Genomic DNA, 18380 nt, shown 5'->3' on the forward strand with positions numbered 1-18380 from the left:
CTTTACCTACCCGCACAAGCTTAGGCGTCCTGGAGACGTCCTGGCGTAACGGCCTGTGAGCCTGTTAGGTCCGGCATCGCGAGGAATGTTTCCCAGTCACTCATCAACGCGCGGCGCTTTTCGAGGAGTGGACCTCGGTTGTACGCGGCCTCGGTCTTCGAGCCGACCCTGTGCGCCAGTGCCTTCTCGCAGATCTCCCTTGGGTGTGAGGTAGTTTCAGCCGCCCAGGTGCGAAACGTTGAGCGGAAACCGTGCGGGACGGCTCCCTCAAGTTTGATCTTTCGGAGTGCTCGGCCGATGGCGTTGCCAGGGAGTGGCTTTTTACCGCGGGCGTTGGGGAACACCCAGGTATCGTGCTGACCCCTTTGTTGCTCGAGCACCTCGAGCATTCGGTCCGTCAGGGGCACAATATGCTCCTTGTCCCGCTTCATGCGCTCGGCCGGGATCGTCCATCGTCTCGCCGCAACGTCGAATTCCGTCCACCGCGCCTCACGAACCTCTGCATTGCGCAGCGATGTCAGGATCAGTAGCTCTGCCGCACGGGCGGCGGGCCCGTCCAGGGAATCCAGGCGGTGCAGCACGGCTGGGCAGCTTTCCGCCGGCGCCGCGGGATGATGCACCACGTTGCGATCGTGGCGAGGTAGCAGCTTGTCGAGGTGCCCGCGCCAGCGAGCAGGATTAGCGCCCTCGCGATACCCCAGCGCCTGGGCGGCATCAAGCACCGACTCGATGCGGTTACGGACGCGCGCGGCTGACACCTCAATCGTGTCCCAAATCGGGCGAAGCACCTGCAGCACCAGGTCGGTATCGATCTCGGCGACGGGACGACAGCCGAGCACCGGAAAGGCATAGCGCTCCATTGAGCTGACCCATTGACGGTGATGGTCGTGGCTCCACGATGTACCGTGGGTGGCAATGTATTGCCTGGCCAGCGTCTCGAAGAGATCCGGACCGGCGGCCGGCGATAGAACAGCAGGCAATCGTCGACCCGGTAGCTCCGGCACTCCTTCAGCAATCTTCAGCCGGCGCCTGTCCGCTTCAAGTCGGGCTTGCTTCAGCGAGACAGTAGGATAGCCACCGAGCCCAACGTCGTAGCGCTGGCCTTGGAACGAGAACCTGAAGATCCAGCGTTTGGCCCCGGTCTTGGCTACGCGCAAGATCAGGCCGCGTCCGTCCTGGTAGACGCCCGGTTCGCATAGCTCCTTAACTTGCTTCGGTAGCAACTGGCCCACGGTAACCCCCCTCATCGACCGCCGAAGGCTACCACTCAATCTTGCGTATGCAACTACTCAAACTCTCACAGACTTCGCTAGTCGGTACGGGGAACATTCATCCCCGTACCAATTCCTTAGAACCCGCATCACTGCAGGGATGAGTCTTTCTCGCTTTAATTAGAGCCCACAATGAGCCCCACATAACTGTCGAAGCTCCTTTCGCAGATGAGGCTTACGACCAGTGTCGATCCTCGCGTCTACCAACGGCTGTTGAGGCCCAGGGCCGGTAAGCACGCGCTCGGTTTTTAACTAACGTTAGCTACTAACCAAACAGAACAAACGTTGTTGTTTGTTTGTTTTGTTTGGCGCTACCATGCTGTTTTCTTTGACCCGGAGGCGGCCATGGCGGAACGCAAATTTACAGACGCAGAGGTGATCGCCGCCGGCGAGCAGCTGCTGGCAGGTGGGCGCAAGGTCAATGGCTGGGCGCTACGGACCACCCTTGGCGGGGGACGGCCCGAAACGCTCCTTAGCGTCTGGCAGCGCCATCACACTGGGGTACCGGGTGGCGCCATTCCCACCAAGCCACTGCCAGAAGAGGCCACGGCGATCATCGACACCGCTGTTGCCAAGCAGACCAAGGCGATGCAGGACGCCCTGGCCGGCGCCCTCGACCTGGTAGCGGCAGCGGCGCGCAAAGAGGTTGTGCTGGAGCTCGAGCAGGCGCGGCAGGAGATCGCCCGCCTGGAGGCTGAGCAAGACGATGCCAGCGGCGTGCTCGAAGGCCTTGAGGCTGATCAGGAGCGCAATCAGCAGCAGATGGACGGATTGGCAAACGAGCTTCAGCTGAAGGACAGCCAGCTCAGTGCTATGGCTGAGGAGAACGCCAGTCTCGCCGAGCGGCTTGCCGAGGCAGAAGGGCAGGCACAACTAGCTCGGGACCAGCTCGCCGAGAGTCAGGCCGAGCTGAGCCTGGCGCTCGCCCAGAAGGCTTCCGCAGAAGCGGCGAGCGCGGAGCATCAGCGTTCCGCCTCCGCAGCCGAGGAGCGTCTTACCGATACCCAGGCTGAGCTCCGCGATATGCGCAATCGACTTGCCATAGCCCGCTCCGAGGCTGACAACGCCGCGGGACAGATCCAGGAAATGGAGCGTACGCGCGCCCAGGATCTTGAGATCCTCACAGAGCTGCGAGTGGAAAATCGCGCCCTGGGTGACAAGCTCGCCCGGGCCGACGCCGGCCGGGAAGCCGCAGAGCGCTACTTGGAGCGCGTGCAGAAAGACAGCAGTGGCCGAATCGCGGCGTTGGAGCGCCAGCTCGCCAAAGCGGCTTCGAAACCTGCTCCCAGGGGCACCGGTAAGGCACCGCGAGCAGCTAGCCCTGCTGCAGGGGAATGACGTTGGCCAAGCAGTTCGAGGGCTTTCACGTTTACGGCGGATCTGCCGCGCTGAAGTTCGAGGTGGTACTGAATCAGGCGCAGGAAAGCGTGCTCGCGGTGGACGGTGCCGGGCGTAAGGGATCCAGCGAAAACTTCGACTGGTCGGAGAAGCTGACGCTCCAGATTACGCCTCGCGAAATGCCCGCCTTCATGTGCTGCGTCCTTGGGATTACGCCGACGTTCGAAGCGCGCAATCATGGCGCCGCCGGCGACAAAGGGCTGACCCTGGTTAACCAGCCTGAGCGCGGTGTGCTCTACCTTCGCCTGCTCCAGCAACGCGTATCGATCAACGTGCCGATCACCGCAGATAAGGTCTTCCATCTGGGTGCCCTGGGCATCCGTGTGCTGGCCAAACAAGTTCATCTGGACGTACCGACATGTCTGGCGATGTTGCGCGGTACGGCGGGGCGCCTGCTGGTATCGCAAGGAAGCGAGTAAACCACGAGTTCGAGCTGCGCGAAGCATCCGCTGCGGAAAAGCACCTCAACCGCGATTTACGCGAGGCGGCGAATCGTCGGCTTCGCTGGGCGCTGGCTATCCTGATCCAGCGTCATAGCTTCGCCCTGGCCATGACAGCTGAATCGGCAGTCGTCGGCGCTTTCCTGTGGCTATGGGGCTGAGCCGAACCGGCCTTCATTGACGAGAGATGGCTCGGCACGTTCTACGCGAGGTTTCCTCCCTTTCCAGGCATGAACTGCTCATATCCGACCGCTAGTGGCAGCGACAATGGTCGTCATAGCGAGCGACGTCGCCCCGTCTCGGGTAGACATGCCTGGGGTCTGCACTATGGAGCGGTCTATTGAAACCCATACCTATGAAGCAAGAGAGCTACGTCGTCCGTAACTGGCCGTGGCTCGGCCTGCTGCTGTTGGTCCTGTTCATCTGCACGTTCGGTTGGTTCACACGTGGCCTCGATCCTGCACCGGTTGTTGAGGTGCATCCAGGCTGGTATGGCTTCGTCGTTGCTGAGCTGCTTGGCCTATGTGCGCTCGAGGCGCGAGCGACTGATACTGCGTCCGCCCGGGTAATGAGCCGCGTTGCCGCCGGCGGCGCAGGTGTGGCCATTGTCTGGATGTGCTTTTTTGCCGGCTGAATGGAATTGGCGGAACGGCTCCGACCTGCTGAGCGCTGGCAGGTGTGTCAGCCTTTTGCACGGAAGCACCGGCCTCCCTGTGGTCACCGGTACCCAGTTGCGGGGCACTGCTGGCCGACTACGGATCGCCGCGAGTGGTGAGTAACGGTACGTCTTAACCTGGGAGCAGGTGCCGATACAGTAGCTTCGAAAATACCTGGGCGCTCTTCAGTGATGACGAGCTGCAGGTGGCTGCCGGGGACATTTCGGTACAGGCCAACTGCCGTGAACACTGGTATTCTCACCATGCGCGGTTCCGATACCGCATCGGAATGGCAAAACCTTTCTGCAACGCTATTCGGTAAGCTTTTGCGGAAAATGCTTGCAATGTGTCAGGTGTTGCGTACTATAGGTCGCAACAACTAACCCCTTGGCTTGCGTGGCATGACCATCTGGTTGAGGGGAGAGAAAGCCGGCGAAAGCCGGTTTTTTCGTTTCTGGAGTTTGGATATGCAGGGACCGCTGGCTCACCCCCCTCTGCGCACGCGCGTTTACATCGACGGCTTTAATTTCTATTACGGCTGCTTGAAGGGCACACCCTACAAATGGCTGGACCTGGTCCAACTGTTCGAGCAGCAGATCCTACCCTCTGTCCTGACTAAGGACGTCAATGGCAATCCCCGCCTATCGGTTTTGCTGCCGGATCCTTCGATCAAGTACTTCACTGCGCCTATTCGAGAGAATGTCGCCCGGGCGACTGACTCGGTGGCCTCGCAAAGTCAGTACCACAAGGCGCTGGCGATGCAGTACCCGGGTCGCGTTGCCTTGATCAAAGGCTACTACGCTGTCCAGGAGATGAAGGTCAAGATCGTCGACGCGGAGGAGCCTCGCCGGCCTCCGAAGGAGTGCCAGGAAATCCTGGCCTGGAAGGTTGAAGAGAAGCAGAGCGATGTGAATTTGGCCCTGCAGGCCTATCACGACGCGATTACCCGGCAGGTGGATCAGGTAGTAATAGTGACAAACGACACCGACATAGCGCCGGCGCTCCAGATGATACGAGCACATACCCCGGTGACGGTCGGGCTCGTGGTGCCAACTGGTCCTGGAACACGGCGGGTCAATCGGGATCTCGGGGAGCACGCTCACTGGACGCGCGCCCACATCACTCGTGACGAGTTGGCCGCTTGCCAACTGCCTAGGGTCATCCCCGGCCGGCGTGCAGCCATCAAGCCGTTATCCTGGTATGCACAACCGGCGTTGCTGCAGGAGATCCTGGATCTGGCAGAGCCTATCCGCGGGTCGATCGCGGCAGTTTTCAAATGGATGGAGCAGCCTTTCCCACGGCTAGGAAACGCCCGCCCCGTAGACATGATCGAGACTGAGGAAGGTGCTCGAGAGGTCCTGCAGTACATCCGGACGTACATTGCGCATGCGACGCAGCAGGTGGAGGCTGCCCCAGGTAGTGGGATAGTGACGCCGGAGCCGCCAGCAGCGGAATAGCCCACTGCTATCGGTCTGCTTACGGCCGATCGTTCAGCTGAGGGCCGCCCTGTAAACCTAAGCGGCGCGGACCGCCCCCATTATCTATCAAAGGCCGCTGACGCAGGCCAAGCCGCTGCCTTTCGCTTTGCCGGCGAAGGGCTTCGAAGACCGCAGGATTTCGTCACCGGTCTGCTGGTTTGGCATGGCTGCCGACTGCTGCAGCCACTGGAAGCACTTGTGGCTTGATGGGAAGGTATGAGGGTGGGAGATGCGAGTGGCGGGCGTTAGCGTTGAGGGGCTCAACAGAGCGGCCAACGCTATTGCGGTCAGGGCTAAACGACGCATTTTCGTAACATCTGTGGCTATGGAACGTTCAGCGTGGAGAAGGCGAGCTCGGGATGCCACTCAACTCGGTACAGATCCTTCACAGGGCCGATACCTCCCAGTTGAAGGCCGTACGGGCAGTCGGAAACGTCCATCCCGAACGAGAATCAAGCCAACACCTTGCGCAGCTCTGATCGCCCTAGCCCCGAGCACCTGGCTCATGTCACCAGACGGCTTCGCATGGCCAACCCGCGCATGCGCGGGTTGGCCGTACCGCGCAAGCCTCCGCACGCACGGATTACCAGGATGTCAGTTTCGCCGAGCGCCGCCGCGACATAATCGTGCACGAGCAGCGAGTGCAGGTCCTGCCTCTGCGCATGCTGCTCTGAAGGAATGGTTTGGACGGAAAAATATACCACCCCTGCACATACCTCTAACGTCTACCCACTGCACCCCCTCCGCCCGCGCCCTGCGCGCGATGGAAGGGGAAGGGAAGGAAAAGAGAGAAGGAAAAGAAGGAAGGAAAGGGGGCAGAGCGGCTTGGGGTGAAAGGGGGAGAGGTTGAATAAGGGCTTGTGTTGTACAGGGGTGGTATATTTTGGTGGTTGGGAACGTCGCCCGTGAGGAGGGCACTGCCATGTACGAAGGGATACAGCGTGCGCACCAGGTGCTTGTCGAGCAGCTGGCCAGCTTCAATTCGACCTGGCCAGGATTGGTGGTCGACGGCCGCGTGTGGCAGGTGCCGCTGCTGAATGAGCAGAAGACGCCTGACGTCCTTGAAGTCCAGGAGGTCGACGGCCAGGCGGCGATCGCGCTGGCCACCGCGGCCATCGCCAGCCACCAGCGTGACGTTGGCCAAGCCGCGGGCACCGTCATGCGCCTGCCGGGCTACTTCCGCCTGCAGGCCAGCGTGCTGCCACAGGTGTTGGCCATCAATGCGAGCAAGCAGGTGGTCACCGACGAGATCGAGGCGCTTCGCGTCGCCCTGGGCTACACCCCCGAGATGCGGCCGCGGCTTTTGCGGCGCGCCCTGGGCGCCGGCATTACCACCAAGCAGCTGCAGCGCACCATCCATGCCTTCGACGGCGCGCCGCGCCGGATCTCGTTCACCTGGGCTGGCCACACCACCAGCAACCAGCGGGTACCGGTGGCCACCGTCCGCGAGCAGCTGCAGGCGGAGGCCGAAAGCAGGGCGCAGCACCAGGGCATACCGATCGAGCAGACGCCCGAGTACCAGGATCTGCGCACGATCGCGAGCCTGGCGGACGACCAGGTCCTGATCAAGCACAAGGTCGTGGCGCCGCATCCACGCTGCACGCTCTGGTTCGGGGAGCGCGGCGAGAAGTGGGATGCCATCATCAAGGCCAACCTGCCGGTGTTCGTGCTCGCCGGCGAGGCCGAGCCCAGGGTCTCCGCGCTGCGCGACTTTGATCGCGCCGCCCGCGGCCGCCAGCGTGGCGACGTGAAGGCGCGGGCGGAGGTCTGGGCGGAGCGCAACCTCTACCTACCCACCGGTGGCCAGCGGGTCGAAGTGGCGGAGGATGATCGGGTACCGCTCAAGACGCCTTCGACGTATCGGCTCAGCGGCGTCGCCTATGAGGCCCTGGGCGTGCCAGGCGTTCACATCGAGGACTAACGCCGCGGCCGGGGTTGCATTTCCACCGCGTCGGATACGTTCTGCTGAGGCACACAGTTACCCCAACCAGCGGACGATCACATGACCAGCTATAGCTTCAAGAAGCGATCCGGCACCGATGATAGCGACCCCGAATTCGTGCTTCAGCACTGCGGGAAAGCAACACGCGTCCAGATCCAAGACTCATCCAGCTGGGGCGGCGCCTATGCGGTGTCAGTCGATTATCTGGATGACATGGCCGAGCCACATCTTGTGTGGGTGGCGTTGTCCATCGCGAGCTTTGCTGAGGCGGCGCGCGTGGCAATCGGCCATTTCGAGGCAAACCTACTAGCACATGATCAAGAAGCCGCGCCTGGCGCAGAGCCTGGGTTGCCTTAGTGGCGGCCAGGGCACGGAGGGAAGGGCGCATCAGCGGCACGAACGGCGGCTGAGCGCCCCTTGCGTTTTTGGGACCTGCGATACCATGGGTCTATCGAATCAGGAGGTGCATCATGCATCCGATCATTGCTGGGGAAGTGCGTAGGGCGGAAGCATTGCTGGAAGGTTACCTCGCGTTTCCTCTAGAAAGCATTGAACTGGAGCATATAGACCTCGATCGCCTTCGGCGCCTGCCGCAAAGAATCAAGGCTCCCTTATCTAATTTGCAAATTATTGTTCAAAAGCGACATCTGTCTCAGCGAGACATGGCGATCGCAGTAAATCTTGTAGATGAACTAAGCAATCAAGTTTCGAAGGCAGATGTTCACCCGCGGCTAGAGATACTACGCGATATTGATGCAGCACTGTCAAAAAACAAGCTTTCTCACTTCACGAGATTTGTGCTGCCAATGATTTTGGCAGCGATGGGAATGGTATATTGTCACGTTGGCAACGTAGAGGTCCGGGATGTGTTTTTTATCAGCGGACTGACAGTGCTGATGTTGATTCTAGTTAACAGCTATCTAGCAGCAAGACCGCATGGCACGGTGCTCGTATGTGCGTTTTCCTTGCTTGCCATTGGCGGCAGTCTAGCTGCTTTCATATCTGAAGCTCCAGCGAAGATGTCAGGTATATATCTATTGGTCTCCGCCTTCATTTTCTTGATAGAACTCATAAAAGGGATAGCCGCTCGTCCCACCACTTACGGCAACAACATACCAGTCTACGAACACACTGCTCATGAGCAATTTGAGTTTACTAAAGACAATGATCATGGGCAGGTTATTCGAAACCTATCAGGTGAGTCTTAAATAAAAGCCCACCATATGGTGGGCTTTTTATTCTATTAATTGCCTCGCGGTATTGAGTGTAGAGATAACTCACTCTCAGCGTGACCTAAGCGATTTAACGTCATCACGTCGCCAAGCGTTCCATCACCGTTATTTGATACTCCAGCCTGAACCAATTTTTGGTACATCCCGGCAGCCACCTCTTTATCTATGTGGTTATTTTCCACATAGTTATTCCAGTCTGCCGTGATTTTTTCGTCATTGACTTTGCCTATTTTCGCACCAGCATAGACAGCCGCCTGCTCAGGCTCCAAGCCTAATCTTTTCTCACCGTGTTCCATGTAGGCGTCATAAGACGGCTTCAGTCCCGCCCAATCTTTAGCGGTATTAATTATAGCGCTTGGATAGACGCCTAGGGCCGATTCGTTTCGATTATCAACGTCCCTGGCAGTATCGCGAAGTCGGCCCTCGGCCTGATGCCTAGCCTCTTTGTTCGCTTGGCCCGCATAGGCTTGAGCATCGTTCTCTACCGTCGCACCATGCTTATGAAAAGCGGCTCCAACCTGCGCTGTTGCGGCAGGGCCTGAAGCTCGCGTATACCCTGAATCAAACTTACTATTAAAGCTACTATCTGAGACTTGATGCCCTGCACCACCAGTTTCTTGATCAAGCCTTTCCGTGTTCACGCCTTTGATGTTCGAATACTCGCTAGGTTTAAGCTGCCCGGGGCTTGCGTACTCATCATGCGTTGCTGGCGCGCGGGTCAAGGCCCCTAAGTCGTTATTCTTAGCTAGCGTCAGTAACGCTGCACCAACGTCGCGTCGATCCGGATCGAGCATGCTAGCATTCTGCGCGACGTTCTCGCGAAACTGTTCCGGGTACTTGTTCATCGCTTCATTAACTAGGGTATCTGCTTTCCCCTCGCGGATTGCCCTGCCGGCCCACGAGTCAACGGAGATCGACTCATTCAACCCAGCCGACTTGCTGAATGCAGCAGTCTGCGTGTATGCCTTCTGATCAGAAATGGCCTTTTGCGCACTTCTGCTTAGACTTTCCTGGTCTGATTGCGAAAGACTGAGACGCTCACCGTTCTGGAAACTCTCAGCTGCTCTGAAACCTTCAGTCTTGTCGATAGCATTGCGTACAGTTTCGCCAAGACCGGCAGCCTTACTTTGAGATTGCGATGAATCTACCTTCTGAATGGTTGAATCTGTCGATGTTTTCGATGTTGAACCTGCCGCGCTGATGTTTGCACTCAACGCTCCGTTACTTGCGCCGGCGGATCCGCTGGCGCCCAGTGTTCTTTGAGCGACTTCCGCGTCAATCTGGTTATCGGTCATCCCCTCAGCGCGTAGCGCTTGGACCTGCTTTTGAAAGTCCGCATTTTGAGAGAGGCCGAACGTATTTTGAAGCGATCTGCCAATCTCCGCCTGCTGATTTATACCCTTGGCGTTTTCATACTGCTTGGCATAGGAACTCATCAGCTGCTTGCTAAAGGCCTCCGAAGACTGCTCAGCCTGTACACGCTGGCTTTGTTCGGTTTGCGTAAGCCCTTGCGAGATAGCAATGCTACCGCGTTGATTCTCCGACCCCGTTTTCCGCAGCCCCTTGTCGAAGTCATCGGTCGCATAGGGCGTCGTCTGCAGGCCCGCAGACGGTGTAACGACGTCTGGCGATACGATCTTCTCGTTAATCTGATCGGATCCACCGAGGCGCTGGGCCATGCTGGTGAACGCGACCGCGCTTCCCGTGACCAGGAACATGCTGATCACCGGTACCGAAGATGCCATCAAGCCGGCAACGCCAATCGCGCTGTCCAGGGCAGGCATCATCTGCTTCATCATCTCGAACGAAAGCGCATTGCCGTCCGTGACGCTGCTGGTGGTCGCGAGCAGGCCCTCCATGACCGTTCCGGTGTACCAGTTGGTATAGAGATTGACGATGGCCAACATGGGTTGCCACAGCATCATCCAGCACAGCATGGTGATGTACTTGGTGATGAGGTTCATCCCGAAGGTGCCCATCACCAGGAGGAACGCCATCATGGGGGTGATGGCATAGATGAGGCCTTCGAAGAACGTCAGGAACGGCCGGACGTAGCGCGTGAACATCGAGCCTTCGGCAGCCCACTGAGTGGCTTGCTGCGCCTGGGCCTGGCTGAGCATGATGGCGTATGCACCTTGCTGATCCTCGAGGGCCTTCTGTGCCGGCGCTCGCTCGAAGATCGGAAGCAACACGGACGCCATGGTGAAGGCGCGAGCGTCCGCCACTTGGAGATTCAGACCGCGCAGCGCGTCGTCCACCCGGGTGGTGACATCGTCCCCGGTGACCGTCTTGCCAGGCTTCTGGAACGCCAGCTTCGCGACATCGTCCATGATGCCGCTTTGCGTGGACGCGCTGAGGGCTTTGAGCCGGGTGTGCGCTTCGGAGCAGGTGTAGTAGGTACCGACGCCGGTGTTGCCCTCGAAGATCTCGGTCCCGTAGACCTGGCTTTCGAATCTCATGGCATCGACCGGGTTATTGCTTCGCATGAGAGACCCGTAGGCGGCCACGTTGCGGCCGACCCCGACCAGGGTGCACTCCTTGATATAGGTCATCCACGACCGTACGAAGTCTCCGCCTGCACGGGTGTCGCCCATCACAGACGGCATCGCCAAGACATTGCGGGTGGCGCCGCGCACCTTCATCAGGGTGGTTAGGGGGTCGGCGAATCCATAGGTGGTCATGGCCGGCGTAGAGAAAGCCTGCTCCATCTCCTTCGTCAGCTTGTAGCCAATGTTGGAGACCACAGATCCGACGAACAGCGGTCCAATCGGCACGTTGTCGACGACCACGACGGTGCCGTCATACACGTCTTCCACCACTGCACGGCCGGTGGGCCCGTACAGCGCCATGTACAGGATCAAGGCGACGCCCACCTGCTGGAAAGGAATCGCCTGGTTCTTGAAGACCGCTTGGAAGCCGAGGAAGAGGGTGCCGATCAACAGACCGACCTTAGCCAACGATTCGATGCTGCCCGATCCCGAGATCATGGCCACCGCGTTGAGGATGCTTTCGAGATAGGTCGCCGACCCGACCGAGTAGATCGAGAACTCCATTACTGAGCTCCCTGTACAGGTTTTTCGACGTTGATGAATGCTGCAGGCGTGGGAAGCACCTTCATCCGCGCCTCGTAGTCGAGCACCAGGTCGTTCTCATTGCCGTAGCGGCTAAGTAGCGCCTGATGCTCCTGCACCAGGCGGTCCCGTGCGGTACCTATGAATTCGCCGGCAGGTTTACCCAGCTTGTCGACCATCTTGCTGCGAGTGATCACCGTCTCAGCCGTGTCGATGTAGGACTTCACCAGCGAATAAGCGCCTTCAAGCGCGAGCATCTTCGCGTGGGCAGATACGAAGCCGCGGGCCATCGATTCGCTACCTTGCGACAGGCGCTGGACCATGCCGGCAAAGCCCGGCTTCTGCATCATGTTGAGGATGGCCTGCTCATCGTTGGTGAACGTCCCTGTGTTGGTCGCCCACTTGTTTACGATGCCGACGGAGCTGGTCGAGCCGTTGAAGCCTTTGATGATTTTCTCCGCTAGCCCGTCGAAGGCGATCGACTGAGTGCTGGGCGTAAGGCACGCGGCCTTGTCTCCGCCGCACGAGTAGATCTGCACCGTCTCGGTCTTCTGGCCCTCGATGATGTCCCGCAGCGAAATGCTGGTCGGCAATATCGGCTTCGTTTCGGGGACCTGCCCCTTGCCATCGGCCGCGTCCACCAGGCCGGTAATGACCACCGAGCCAGTGAAGGACATGATCATCTCATCGGTCTGCTGAGACCCGTACTTGAAGAACTGCTGGCTGTTGTACTGCTGCATGGCGCACCAGACGACATTGCCGGTGTCCTCGCAGCTGACGAAGTTGCCGGCCTTGCTCTTTTCCTCCGTCGGCGACTTCGAGTTGGTGCTGCCGGAAAACAGCGAGCCGAAGCTGTCTGCGAGGCCCTTCACGGTGTTCCCCGTGGCGGTCTGCATGTTGTCCTTGCCCTCGAACGCGGAGAACGCGTCCGTCACCAGGCCCTGGGCAAGCTGGCAACTATTGGACATGAGGCCGTTGAGGTCCTGCATGGTCTCCTGCAGGTTGGCGATGGTGTTCTCCACCGTAGGACCCATGGCCTTAAGCGCCAGCTTGAACGCATAGCCCGACGCTACACCTACTGAGTTGGAGGCGATGGAGCGCAGCGACTGAACGAACTGCTGCGCGTTGATGAACGAGAAAGAGCCGGCGAACATGTCGATGCCGCCGCAGCCGGCCTGGAAGGAGGGCGGTCGGAAGGAGACCACCGGCGCCGTTGCGATCTGATTCCGGATCCGCATCGAGCCGCCACTGACCACGCCTCGGGTGGCCGTCTGGTACATGCCCGGGTCGGTGCTGTTGGACATCGAGTTGAACATCGAGTCCAGCTGGCTCTCGATGTTGGCGTAGGCGCCCAGGGGCGCGAGGGCCGCAACCAGCACGGCTGCGCACAACGACTGCTTACTGCTGCGCCTCATGGGGCACCTCTCCATCTATGGTCTTGCGGGCGAGCTTGCGGCGCATGCTCTCAACGAATGCGGCGGGGTCCTGGTCGATCTGGTCTTGGCTGAGCCCGTCGTTGTCGTCGAGGGTCAGCAGGCCGTTGTCGAAGAAAGGCTGGGTGGAGGCGAAGGTCTTCTGGTCGATAAGCGAGGCTTCGCGCGCGGCGATCAAGACCCGGTTGAACAGCACGTCCAGGGTGATGGCGCCGTAGCCGACGATCTCGGTGCGGCCCGGCGGGATCGCCAAGGCGAGGGCAGGGGCCTGATAGACCTCAAGCTTTTTAGCCTGGCCATCATCGGTGCGGTAATTCGCGAAAAGCCCGTTGTCGAGGGGCGCGCCATCCAGCGAGACGGGGATGATCCGGATGCCGGTAGCCGCGGTGAGCGACTGCAGCACGGCCGCTTGCTCAGCACAGAGCACGCAGTTGCCCTTGAAGAAGAAGAACAGGCCGACCTTGTTGGCCAGGCCTTTGAGCACCTTGTCCCGATTGTTCGAGACCTCCCGATTGAGCGCGTTCGCCGCGTAGGTGGCCACCGGGCGCCGGCTGTCCTCGTCGAGGAACGGGTCACGCATGATCACCTGGCTGGAGCGCTCGGAGAATTTGGACGACTTATCCATCATCACGCGCTGCAGGTAGTAATAGGCCTGCACGTTGGCATCGGTCGGATTGTCGATCGCGCGATCGCGGTACTTCGGCAGGTTGTCGCGGATCCAGGCCACGCTGAACAGCTCGGGGCCAGGAGCCGCTGCAGGCGCCGCCGGCGGCTCGGCCATCTGCATCGGCGCAGGCGGCGGCGGAGGAGGGAGCGGCGCCTTCACCTCGAGCTCAGGCTCGTCCTCGGGCGGGTCCTTGTACCAGAACCACCCCTCGGCCTTTCCGCGGTAAAAGCTCTCGCTACCAGGTGCAGCGAAAGAATCTTTCGCGCCCGGGGCAGCTGGTTCCGAGGCGCTGGCCTGGCCGTGAGCCAGGCTCACCCACAGAGCGCTGGCCAACGCTATGTGCACGGTCCGCTTCATTGGGGCGTGTCCAGGTACTTCGCGACGGCTTCGGTGGCGTAGACCCACCGCAGGCCGCGCTTTCGCCGGTGAGGGGCTATCGCCTTGACCCAGGGCAGGTGCTCGTAGCCGGCGGCACCGATCTTCTTCGCAACGTAGGTTGCGCTGTACTCCAGCTCTTTGGCGATCTGCTCGGGCGTCATCGCCTTGCCGTAGGCGGCCGTAAGGCGAGCCTCATTCGCGCTCACTTCGGCGCGTTGCTGATCGCAGTGCGGCAGGTTGGGGGGCGTGAGGGTAGAGCTAAGCGGATGAAGCATGACTCATCATTCCGACCGAATTGATGAGGCTATGCTAAGAAGAAGGAAGCCATGCGGGCGGCGGGTTTGCTCCCACCTAGGGCGCGTTCTACTGCCGTAAGCGAAGGTCGTGAGCTTACCACTCCGCTTCGGCAGGCTACTCTTAACTGTCGGCGGATTGGGCCGAAGAGGAAGCGGCGCGAGCCACTGGCTTTGAAAACGCGTAGCCGCCCTCTATTTAACATAACAAAGATTATGCGAAGCTAATTTGTTACGGCCAAGTAGTAATGTCGCGATCCAGCCAAATAGAAATGTCCCGATCACCTGTGGTCGCTAGCCTACCGGCTTTGCTAGCGATACGGAGCGATCAGGATGTCAGCCCACGAGCGGATCACGATGAGCCTACGCGAAGTAGATCGTCTCAAGGTCATCCAGGCGGTGACCGAGGGTTTTATCACGCCTACCCGCGCTGCCCAGCGGCTGCAGCTGACAACACGGCAGGTTCACTGCCTTGTGCAGCGTTACCGGGACACCGGCGTATCAGGGCTGATCTCCAGAACGCGCGGCCAGCCCAGCAATCACCAGTTGCGTCCCAAAGCGCAACCGTCATGCGTCAGTCGATTAGCGCTGAGGGCCTGGCCGCCCTAGTTGCAGCCGGGGCCGCTTGGGATGTGCGTGCTACTCCAGGCCCTGAGGGGCATGGATGGCAGCTACAGGTACGCTACAGCAAAGAAAGCCGACATTTTCCTCTCCGCTCCCGGCGCGAATTGGTGAGAGTGTTTCGGTCGCTCGACGCGCTCAATAGGTATGCACAGAGCGTTGGGATACGGGGCTTCAGAGTAGAAAGCTGAAATGGGTGCTCATGCTGCTGCTCAGTGTCTCCCTGCAGAGTTCGGATATATCCAATGTGGGCTCAAGGCTCACTAGTCCTAATAGGCCCTGGGGTATGGAAAGAACAATCCGCTAGCCCTTGCAGAATACCGCAGGACTCGATGGGGCGCGCTCCACCGCACCTTTCACGTAAGGCAGTCATGTGCTGCTTTAGCTGCAGTAATGCCACGATCCGCGCCTCCACCTGCTGGAGATGGGAATCCAGCAGCGCGTTGACCTCGCTACAGTCCTGCCTTGGGTTTTCGCGCAGGCCCTGCAGGGCACGAATCTCGGCATGCGTCATGTCCAGCGTGCGGCAGTGCAGAACGAACTGCAATTGCTCAAGGTGTGCCTTGCTGTACAACCGGTAATTCCCGGCGCTACGTGCTGGCTCCGACAACAGCCCTTCCTTCTCGAAGTAGCGGATGGTCACAACTTCGCATCCTGTGAGCCGGGCTAGCTCCCCAATCCTCATGTCCACTTCGGCCGCCTTGAGTGCTTGACTCTATAGTAACTATAGGGATTGTAATGCTCCCCATTCAACGGTGAAAGTGGGGGCTGACATGAGCGATTGCGGATCAAAGGGGTGCGGTTGCAGCTCGGCTGCGTCAGGCCCTCTTCTTACGCCCGAACCGACGGCCAGCGCCCTGGCCGAGGCTAGGGAAGCTCACTACCTTATTCAGAATATGGACTGCCCCACAGAGGAAGCGCTCATTCGGCGCAAGCTGGGGGGCTTGTCCGGCGTTGTCGGCTTGGAATTCAACCTGATGAAGCGCACGCTGATCGTACGGCACAACCTGCCTTCGCTGACCCCATTGGAAGAAGCCTTGTCAGCGGTCGGTATGCAGGCGGTGCGTCAGGGAGACGACCCGAGCACGCAGATTACCCGTCTTGGCATAGCCCAGATGGATTGCCCTACCGAAGAGACCCTGATTCGGAAAAAGCTCACCCTTCTTCCTGGTGTAGTTGATCTGGACTTCAATCTGATGCAGCGCACATTGACTGTGCGTCATACCGCCAGCGCGCTAGCCAAGGTACTCGATGCGATCCAGTCGCTAGGCTTCGAAGCTCAGGAGCTGGACACCCAGAATTATCGCACTCCACCATCAAGGGCCTATAGCGACTCGACGCCGTGGCTGCCGCTCGGCTTCTCTCTTGCTGCTGCAATAGCCGCTGAGGGCATGTACTGGTATCTAGGTGGCAATCATTGGTCGGTCCTGGTACTGGCGTTGATTGCCATCTCCCTGGGTGGGTTGTCCACTTACAAAAAGGGCTGGATAGCGCTTAAGAACCGCAATCTCAACATGAACGCCCTAATGTCGATTGCCGTCACCGGGGCCATGTTGATCGGCCATTGGCCGGAAGCGGCGATGGTGATGGTGTTATTCGCCCTCGCCGAGGTCATTGAGGCCAAATCGCTGGATCGTGCCCGCAATGCCATCCGGGACCTACTCGATCTAGCCCCCGAACAAGCCACGGTGCAGCAGCCTGACGGTACTTGGCTCGATGTGGAGGCCAAGCAGGTCGCTATCGGTAGCCGGGTGCGGGTGCGGCCGGGCGAGCGCATCGCGCTCGATGGTGTGCTGCTAGAGGGCGGCTCCACCGTGAGCCAAGCGCCGATCACTGGGGAAAGCCTTCCCGTTGAAAAGGCCCCCGGCGATCCGGTCTATGCCGGCACTATCAACGAGTCTGGATCCTTCGAATATCGCGTCACGGCGGTGGCCGGCAACTCCACCTTGGCACGCATCATCCAAATGGTGGAAGAGGCGCAAGGCAGCCGCGCTCCAACCCAGCGCTTCGTCGATCAATTCGCCCGCTGGTATACGCCTGCCGTTTTCGTGCTAGCAATTGCCGTGGCGGTACTACCTCCCCTGCTTCTGGGCGCAGCTTGGATGGATTGGCTCTATCGGGCCCTGATTCTGCTGGTGGTGGCCTGCCCCTGCGCCTTGGTCATTTCCACTCCGGTCACCATCGTCAGCGGACTGGCTGCCGCAGCACGCCAAGGCATCCTCATCAAGGGTGGCGTTTATCTGGAGGATGGTCGCAAGCTGCGGTGGCTAGCCTTGGACAAGACCGGCACGCTCACCCACGGCAAACCCGAGCAGACCGACGCTATCTCCTTGAACAGCGCCTTGACCGATAGCAGTCGCAGCATTGCAGCGAGTCTCGCTAGCCGCTCTGACCATCCGGTATCCAAAGCCATCGCGAAAGCCGCCGTTGGCGACGGTGTGGTGCTGCGAGAGGTCGGGGAGTTTGCCGCGCTGCCTGGCCAGGGCGTACGCGGTGTGATCGATGGACAGACCTATCATCTTGGAAACCATCGAATGGTCGACGAATTGAGGGGGTGCTCCTCGGACCTGAAACAGCGCATCACGGCGCTCGAAAGCGAGGGCAAGACCGTGGTGATGCTGGTAGGGGCTGACGATGTACTGGCGATCTTCGCTGTCGCCGACACCATCAAGGACAGCAGCCGCAATGCGATAGCCGAGCTGCATGCGCTGGGTATCCAGACCGTGATCCTGACGGGCGATAATCCACATACCGCCCAAGCGATTGCTGCTCAGGCCGGAATAGATCGCGCCCAAGGTAACCTGCTACCGGCCGACAAGCTGCGCGAAGTCGAACAGCTTGCCCAGTCCAGTAAGGTCGGCATGGTAGGAGACGGTATCAACGATGCCCCGGCATTGGCACGCGCCGACATTGGCTTTGCGATGGGGGCTGCGGGCACCGACACGGCCATCGAGACAGCAGACGTGGCCCTCATGGACGATGATCTGCGCAAGATTCCAACCTTTGTGAAGCTCTCTCGCGCCACCGCTCAGGTGCTCTTGCAAAACATCGTGCTTGCACTTGGCCTAAAAGCCGCTTTTTTGCTGCTGACCTTCACTGGGCAAGCAACCATGTGGATGGCCGTATTCGCCGATATGGGAGCCAGCCTCTTGGTAGTGGGCAACGGGCTAAGGTTGCTGCGCCAATAAGCTGGCATTCCTCGTTGATGACCGGGAGGGTTTGAAAGGTGTCCCACGGCAAATCCTCGCGCCAATCACAACTGCAGTTACTGGGTTACCCAGCCTTCGGGCAGGCCGTAAGGTCTGCTTCAGCACCTCGATCGTTTCGGGCGAGATAAGCAGCTTCATGGGCAGGGGTATGTGTACATTCGTATATGCGTAAAAACGAATAAACAGGTTGCCCGAGTATCCTCGCGCTGCTTGCTGCATTGGAAGACGTTGTAGTTCGTCTGCAGAAAGACGCTGGTCGGGAAGTCCTGCATATGCAGCCCTGTCTATAAC

The 18380-nt window shown here is 59.7% G+C and carries 15 protein-coding genes; 9 read left to right on the forward strand and 6 right to left on the reverse strand.

Translation table 11 applies throughout. From position 1 onward, the window contains the following. Nucleotides 1-20: 20 nt before the first annotated feature. Nucleotides 21-1232 (reverse strand): tyrosine-type recombinase/integrase, encoded by a 1212-nt coding sequence (locus OMP44_RS14960; RefSeq protein WP_280309310.1) that lies wholly within the window; start codon nt 1230-1232, stop codon nt 21-23. Between the two features lie 384 nt (nt 1233-1616). Here OMP44_RS14960 and OMP44_RS14965 point away from each other — a divergent pair, with 384 nt between their 5' ends. From OMP44_RS14965 to OMP44_RS14995, 7 genes are all read left to right on the forward strand, one after another. Beyond that, nucleotides 1617-2609, forward strand: a complete 993-nt coding sequence (locus OMP44_RS14965; RefSeq protein ID WP_280309312.1) for a coiled-coil domain-containing protein — start codon at nt 1617-1619, stop codon at nt 2607-2609. Then, the gene (locus tag OMP44_RS14970; protein WP_280309314.1) at nt 2606-3088 is read left to right on the forward strand and encodes a hypothetical protein; all 483 of its coding nucleotides are present in this window, start codon (nt 2606-2608) and stop codon (nt 3086-3088) included. Before OMP44_RS14965 ends, OMP44_RS14970 begins: the two co-directional genes overlap by 4 nt. A 361-nt stretch (nt 3089-3449) precedes the next feature. Further along, nucleotides 3450-3743, forward strand: coding sequence for a hypothetical protein (locus tag OMP44_RS14975; protein ID WP_280309316.1), 294 nt, complete (start codon nt 3450-3452; stop codon nt 3741-3743). A 423-nt stretch (nt 3744-4166) separates the two neighbouring features. Next, nucleotides 4167-5222: an antitoxin Xre/MbcA/ParS toxin-binding domain-containing protein gene (locus tag OMP44_RS14980; protein ID WP_280309318.1), complete on the forward strand. Its 1056-nt coding sequence runs from the start codon at nt 4167-4169 to the stop codon at nt 5220-5222. 943 nt (nt 5223-6165) lie between these two features. Then, nucleotides 6166-7164, forward strand: coding sequence for a DNA replication terminus site-binding protein (locus tag OMP44_RS14985; protein WP_280309320.1), 999 nt, complete (start codon nt 6166-6168; stop codon nt 7162-7164). Nucleotides 7165-7245: 81 nt separating this feature from the next. Next, nucleotides 7246-7542: a hypothetical protein gene (locus tag OMP44_RS14990; protein ID WP_280309322.1), complete on the forward strand. Its 297-nt coding sequence runs from the start codon at nt 7246-7248 to the stop codon at nt 7540-7542. Between the two features lie 113 nt (nt 7543-7655). After that, nucleotides 7656-8393 carry a hypothetical protein gene (locus tag OMP44_RS14995; protein WP_280309324.1) on the forward strand — a complete coding sequence of 246 codons (738 nt, stop codon included), beginning with the start codon at nt 7656-7658 and terminating at the stop codon, nt 8391-8393. A 35-nt stretch (nt 8394-8428) separates the two neighbouring features. Here OMP44_RS14995 and OMP44_RS15000 read toward each other — a convergent pair whose 3' ends face one another. Genes OMP44_RS15000 through OMP44_RS15015 form a run of 4 tightly spaced genes read right to left on the reverse strand, consistent with a single transcriptional unit; the run spans nt 8429 to nt 14241 of the window. Then, nucleotides 8429-11470 (reverse strand): conjugal transfer protein TraG N-terminal domain-containing protein, encoded by a 3042-nt coding sequence (locus OMP44_RS15000; RefSeq protein ID WP_280309326.1) that lies wholly within the window; start codon nt 11468-11470, stop codon nt 8429-8431. Beyond that, nucleotides 11470-12903, reverse strand: coding sequence for a conjugal transfer protein TraH (locus tag OMP44_RS15005; RefSeq protein ID WP_280309328.1), 1434 nt, complete (start codon nt 12901-12903; stop codon nt 11470-11472). Before OMP44_RS15005 ends, OMP44_RS15000 begins: the two co-directional genes overlap by 1 nt. Beyond that, nucleotides 12887-13945 carry a conjugal transfer protein TraF gene (gene traF / locus OMP44_RS15010; protein WP_280309330.1) on the reverse strand — a complete coding sequence of 353 codons (1059 nt, stop codon included), beginning with the start codon at nt 13943-13945 and terminating at the stop codon, nt 12887-12889. The genes OMP44_RS15005 and traF overlap by 17 nt, the downstream gene beginning before the upstream one ends. Then, nucleotides 13942-14241: a hypothetical protein gene (locus OMP44_RS15015; RefSeq protein WP_280309332.1), complete on the reverse strand. Its 300-nt coding sequence runs from the start codon at nt 14239-14241 to the stop codon at nt 13942-13944. Before OMP44_RS15015 ends, traF begins: the two co-directional genes overlap by 4 nt. Before the next feature lie 375 nt (nt 14242-14616). Here OMP44_RS15015 and OMP44_RS15020 point away from each other — a divergent pair, with 375 nt between their 5' ends. Beyond that, the gene (locus tag OMP44_RS15020; protein WP_231893101.1) at nt 14617-14868 is read left to right on the forward strand and encodes a helix-turn-helix domain-containing protein; all 252 of its coding nucleotides are present in this window, start codon (nt 14617-14619) and stop codon (nt 14866-14868) included. 265 nt (nt 14869-15133) lie between these two features. Here OMP44_RS15020 and cadR read toward each other — a convergent pair whose 3' ends face one another. Then, on the reverse strand, nt 15134-15565 hold the full coding sequence (gene cadR, locus OMP44_RS15025) for a Cd(II)/Pb(II)-responsive transcriptional regulator (RefSeq protein ID WP_186354194.1): 432 nt from the start codon (nt 15563-15565) through the stop codon (nt 15134-15136). A 292-nt stretch (nt 15566-15857) separates the two neighbouring features. On the opposite strand from cadR, the gene OMP44_RS15030 reads away from it, so the two are divergent. After that, a complete protein-coding gene (locus OMP44_RS15030; protein ID WP_425326784.1) occupies nt 15858-18068 on the forward strand; it encodes a heavy metal translocating P-type ATPase in 2211 nt (736 codons plus the stop codon). Nucleotides 18069-18380: the final 312 nt, after the last annotated feature.

Origin of the sequence: Pseudomonas flavocrustae (genome assembly GCF_029872515.1) — a bacterium.
GTDB classification, from domain to species: domain Bacteria; phylum Pseudomonadota; class Gammaproteobacteria; order Pseudomonadales; family Pseudomonadaceae; genus Chryseomonas; species Chryseomonas aestiva.

Excerpts from the sequence above, each read along its gene's own strand:
- OMP44_RS14965 (WP_280309312.1), top strand. The coding sequence starts at position 1,617 with ATGGCGGAACGCAAATTTACAGACGCAGAGGTGATCGCCGCCGGCGAG.
- OMP44_RS14970 (WP_280309314.1), top strand. The coding sequence starts at position 2,606 with ATGACGTTGGCCAAGCAGTTCGAGGGCTTTCACGTTTACGGCGGATCT.
- OMP44_RS14980 (WP_280309318.1), top strand. The coding sequence starts at position 4,167 with ATGACCATCTGGTTGAGGGGAGAGAAAGCCGGCGAAAGCCGGTTTTTT.
- OMP44_RS14985 (WP_280309320.1), top strand. The coding sequence starts at position 6,166 with ATGTACGAAGGGATACAGCGTGCGCACCAGGTGCTTGTCGAGCAGCTG.
- OMP44_RS14990 (WP_280309322.1), top strand. The coding sequence starts at position 7,246 with ATGACCAGCTATAGCTTCAAGAAGCGATCCGGCACCGATGATAGCGAC.
- OMP44_RS14995 (WP_280309324.1), top strand. The coding sequence starts at position 7,656 with ATGCATCCGATCATTGCTGGGGAAGTGCGTAGGGCGGAAGCATTGCTG.
- OMP44_RS15000 (WP_280309326.1), bottom strand. The coding sequence starts at position 11,470 with ATGGAGTTCTCGATCTACTCGGTCGGGTCGGCGACCTATCTCGAAAGC.
- OMP44_RS15005 (WP_280309328.1), bottom strand. The coding sequence starts at position 12,903 with ATGAGGCGCAGCAGTAAGCAGTCGTTGTGCGCAGCCGTGCTGGTTGCG.
- traF (WP_280309330.1), bottom strand. The coding sequence starts at position 13,945 with ATGAAGCGGACCGTGCACATAGCGTTGGCCAGCGCTCTGTGGGTGAGC.
- OMP44_RS15015 (WP_280309332.1), bottom strand. The coding sequence starts at position 14,241 with ATGCTTCATCCGCTTAGCTCTACCCTCACGCCCCCCAACCTGCCGCAC.
- OMP44_RS15020 (WP_231893101.1), top strand. The coding sequence starts at position 14,617 with ATGAGCCTACGCGAAGTAGATCGTCTCAAGGTCATCCAGGCGGTGACC.
- cadR (WP_186354194.1), bottom strand. The coding sequence starts at position 15,565 with ATGAGGATTGGGGAGCTAGCCCGGCTCACAGGATGCGAAGTTGTGACC.
- OMP44_RS15030 (WP_425326784.1), top strand. The coding sequence starts at position 15,858 with ATGAAGCGCACGCTGATCGTACGGCACAACCTGCCTTCGCTGACCCCA.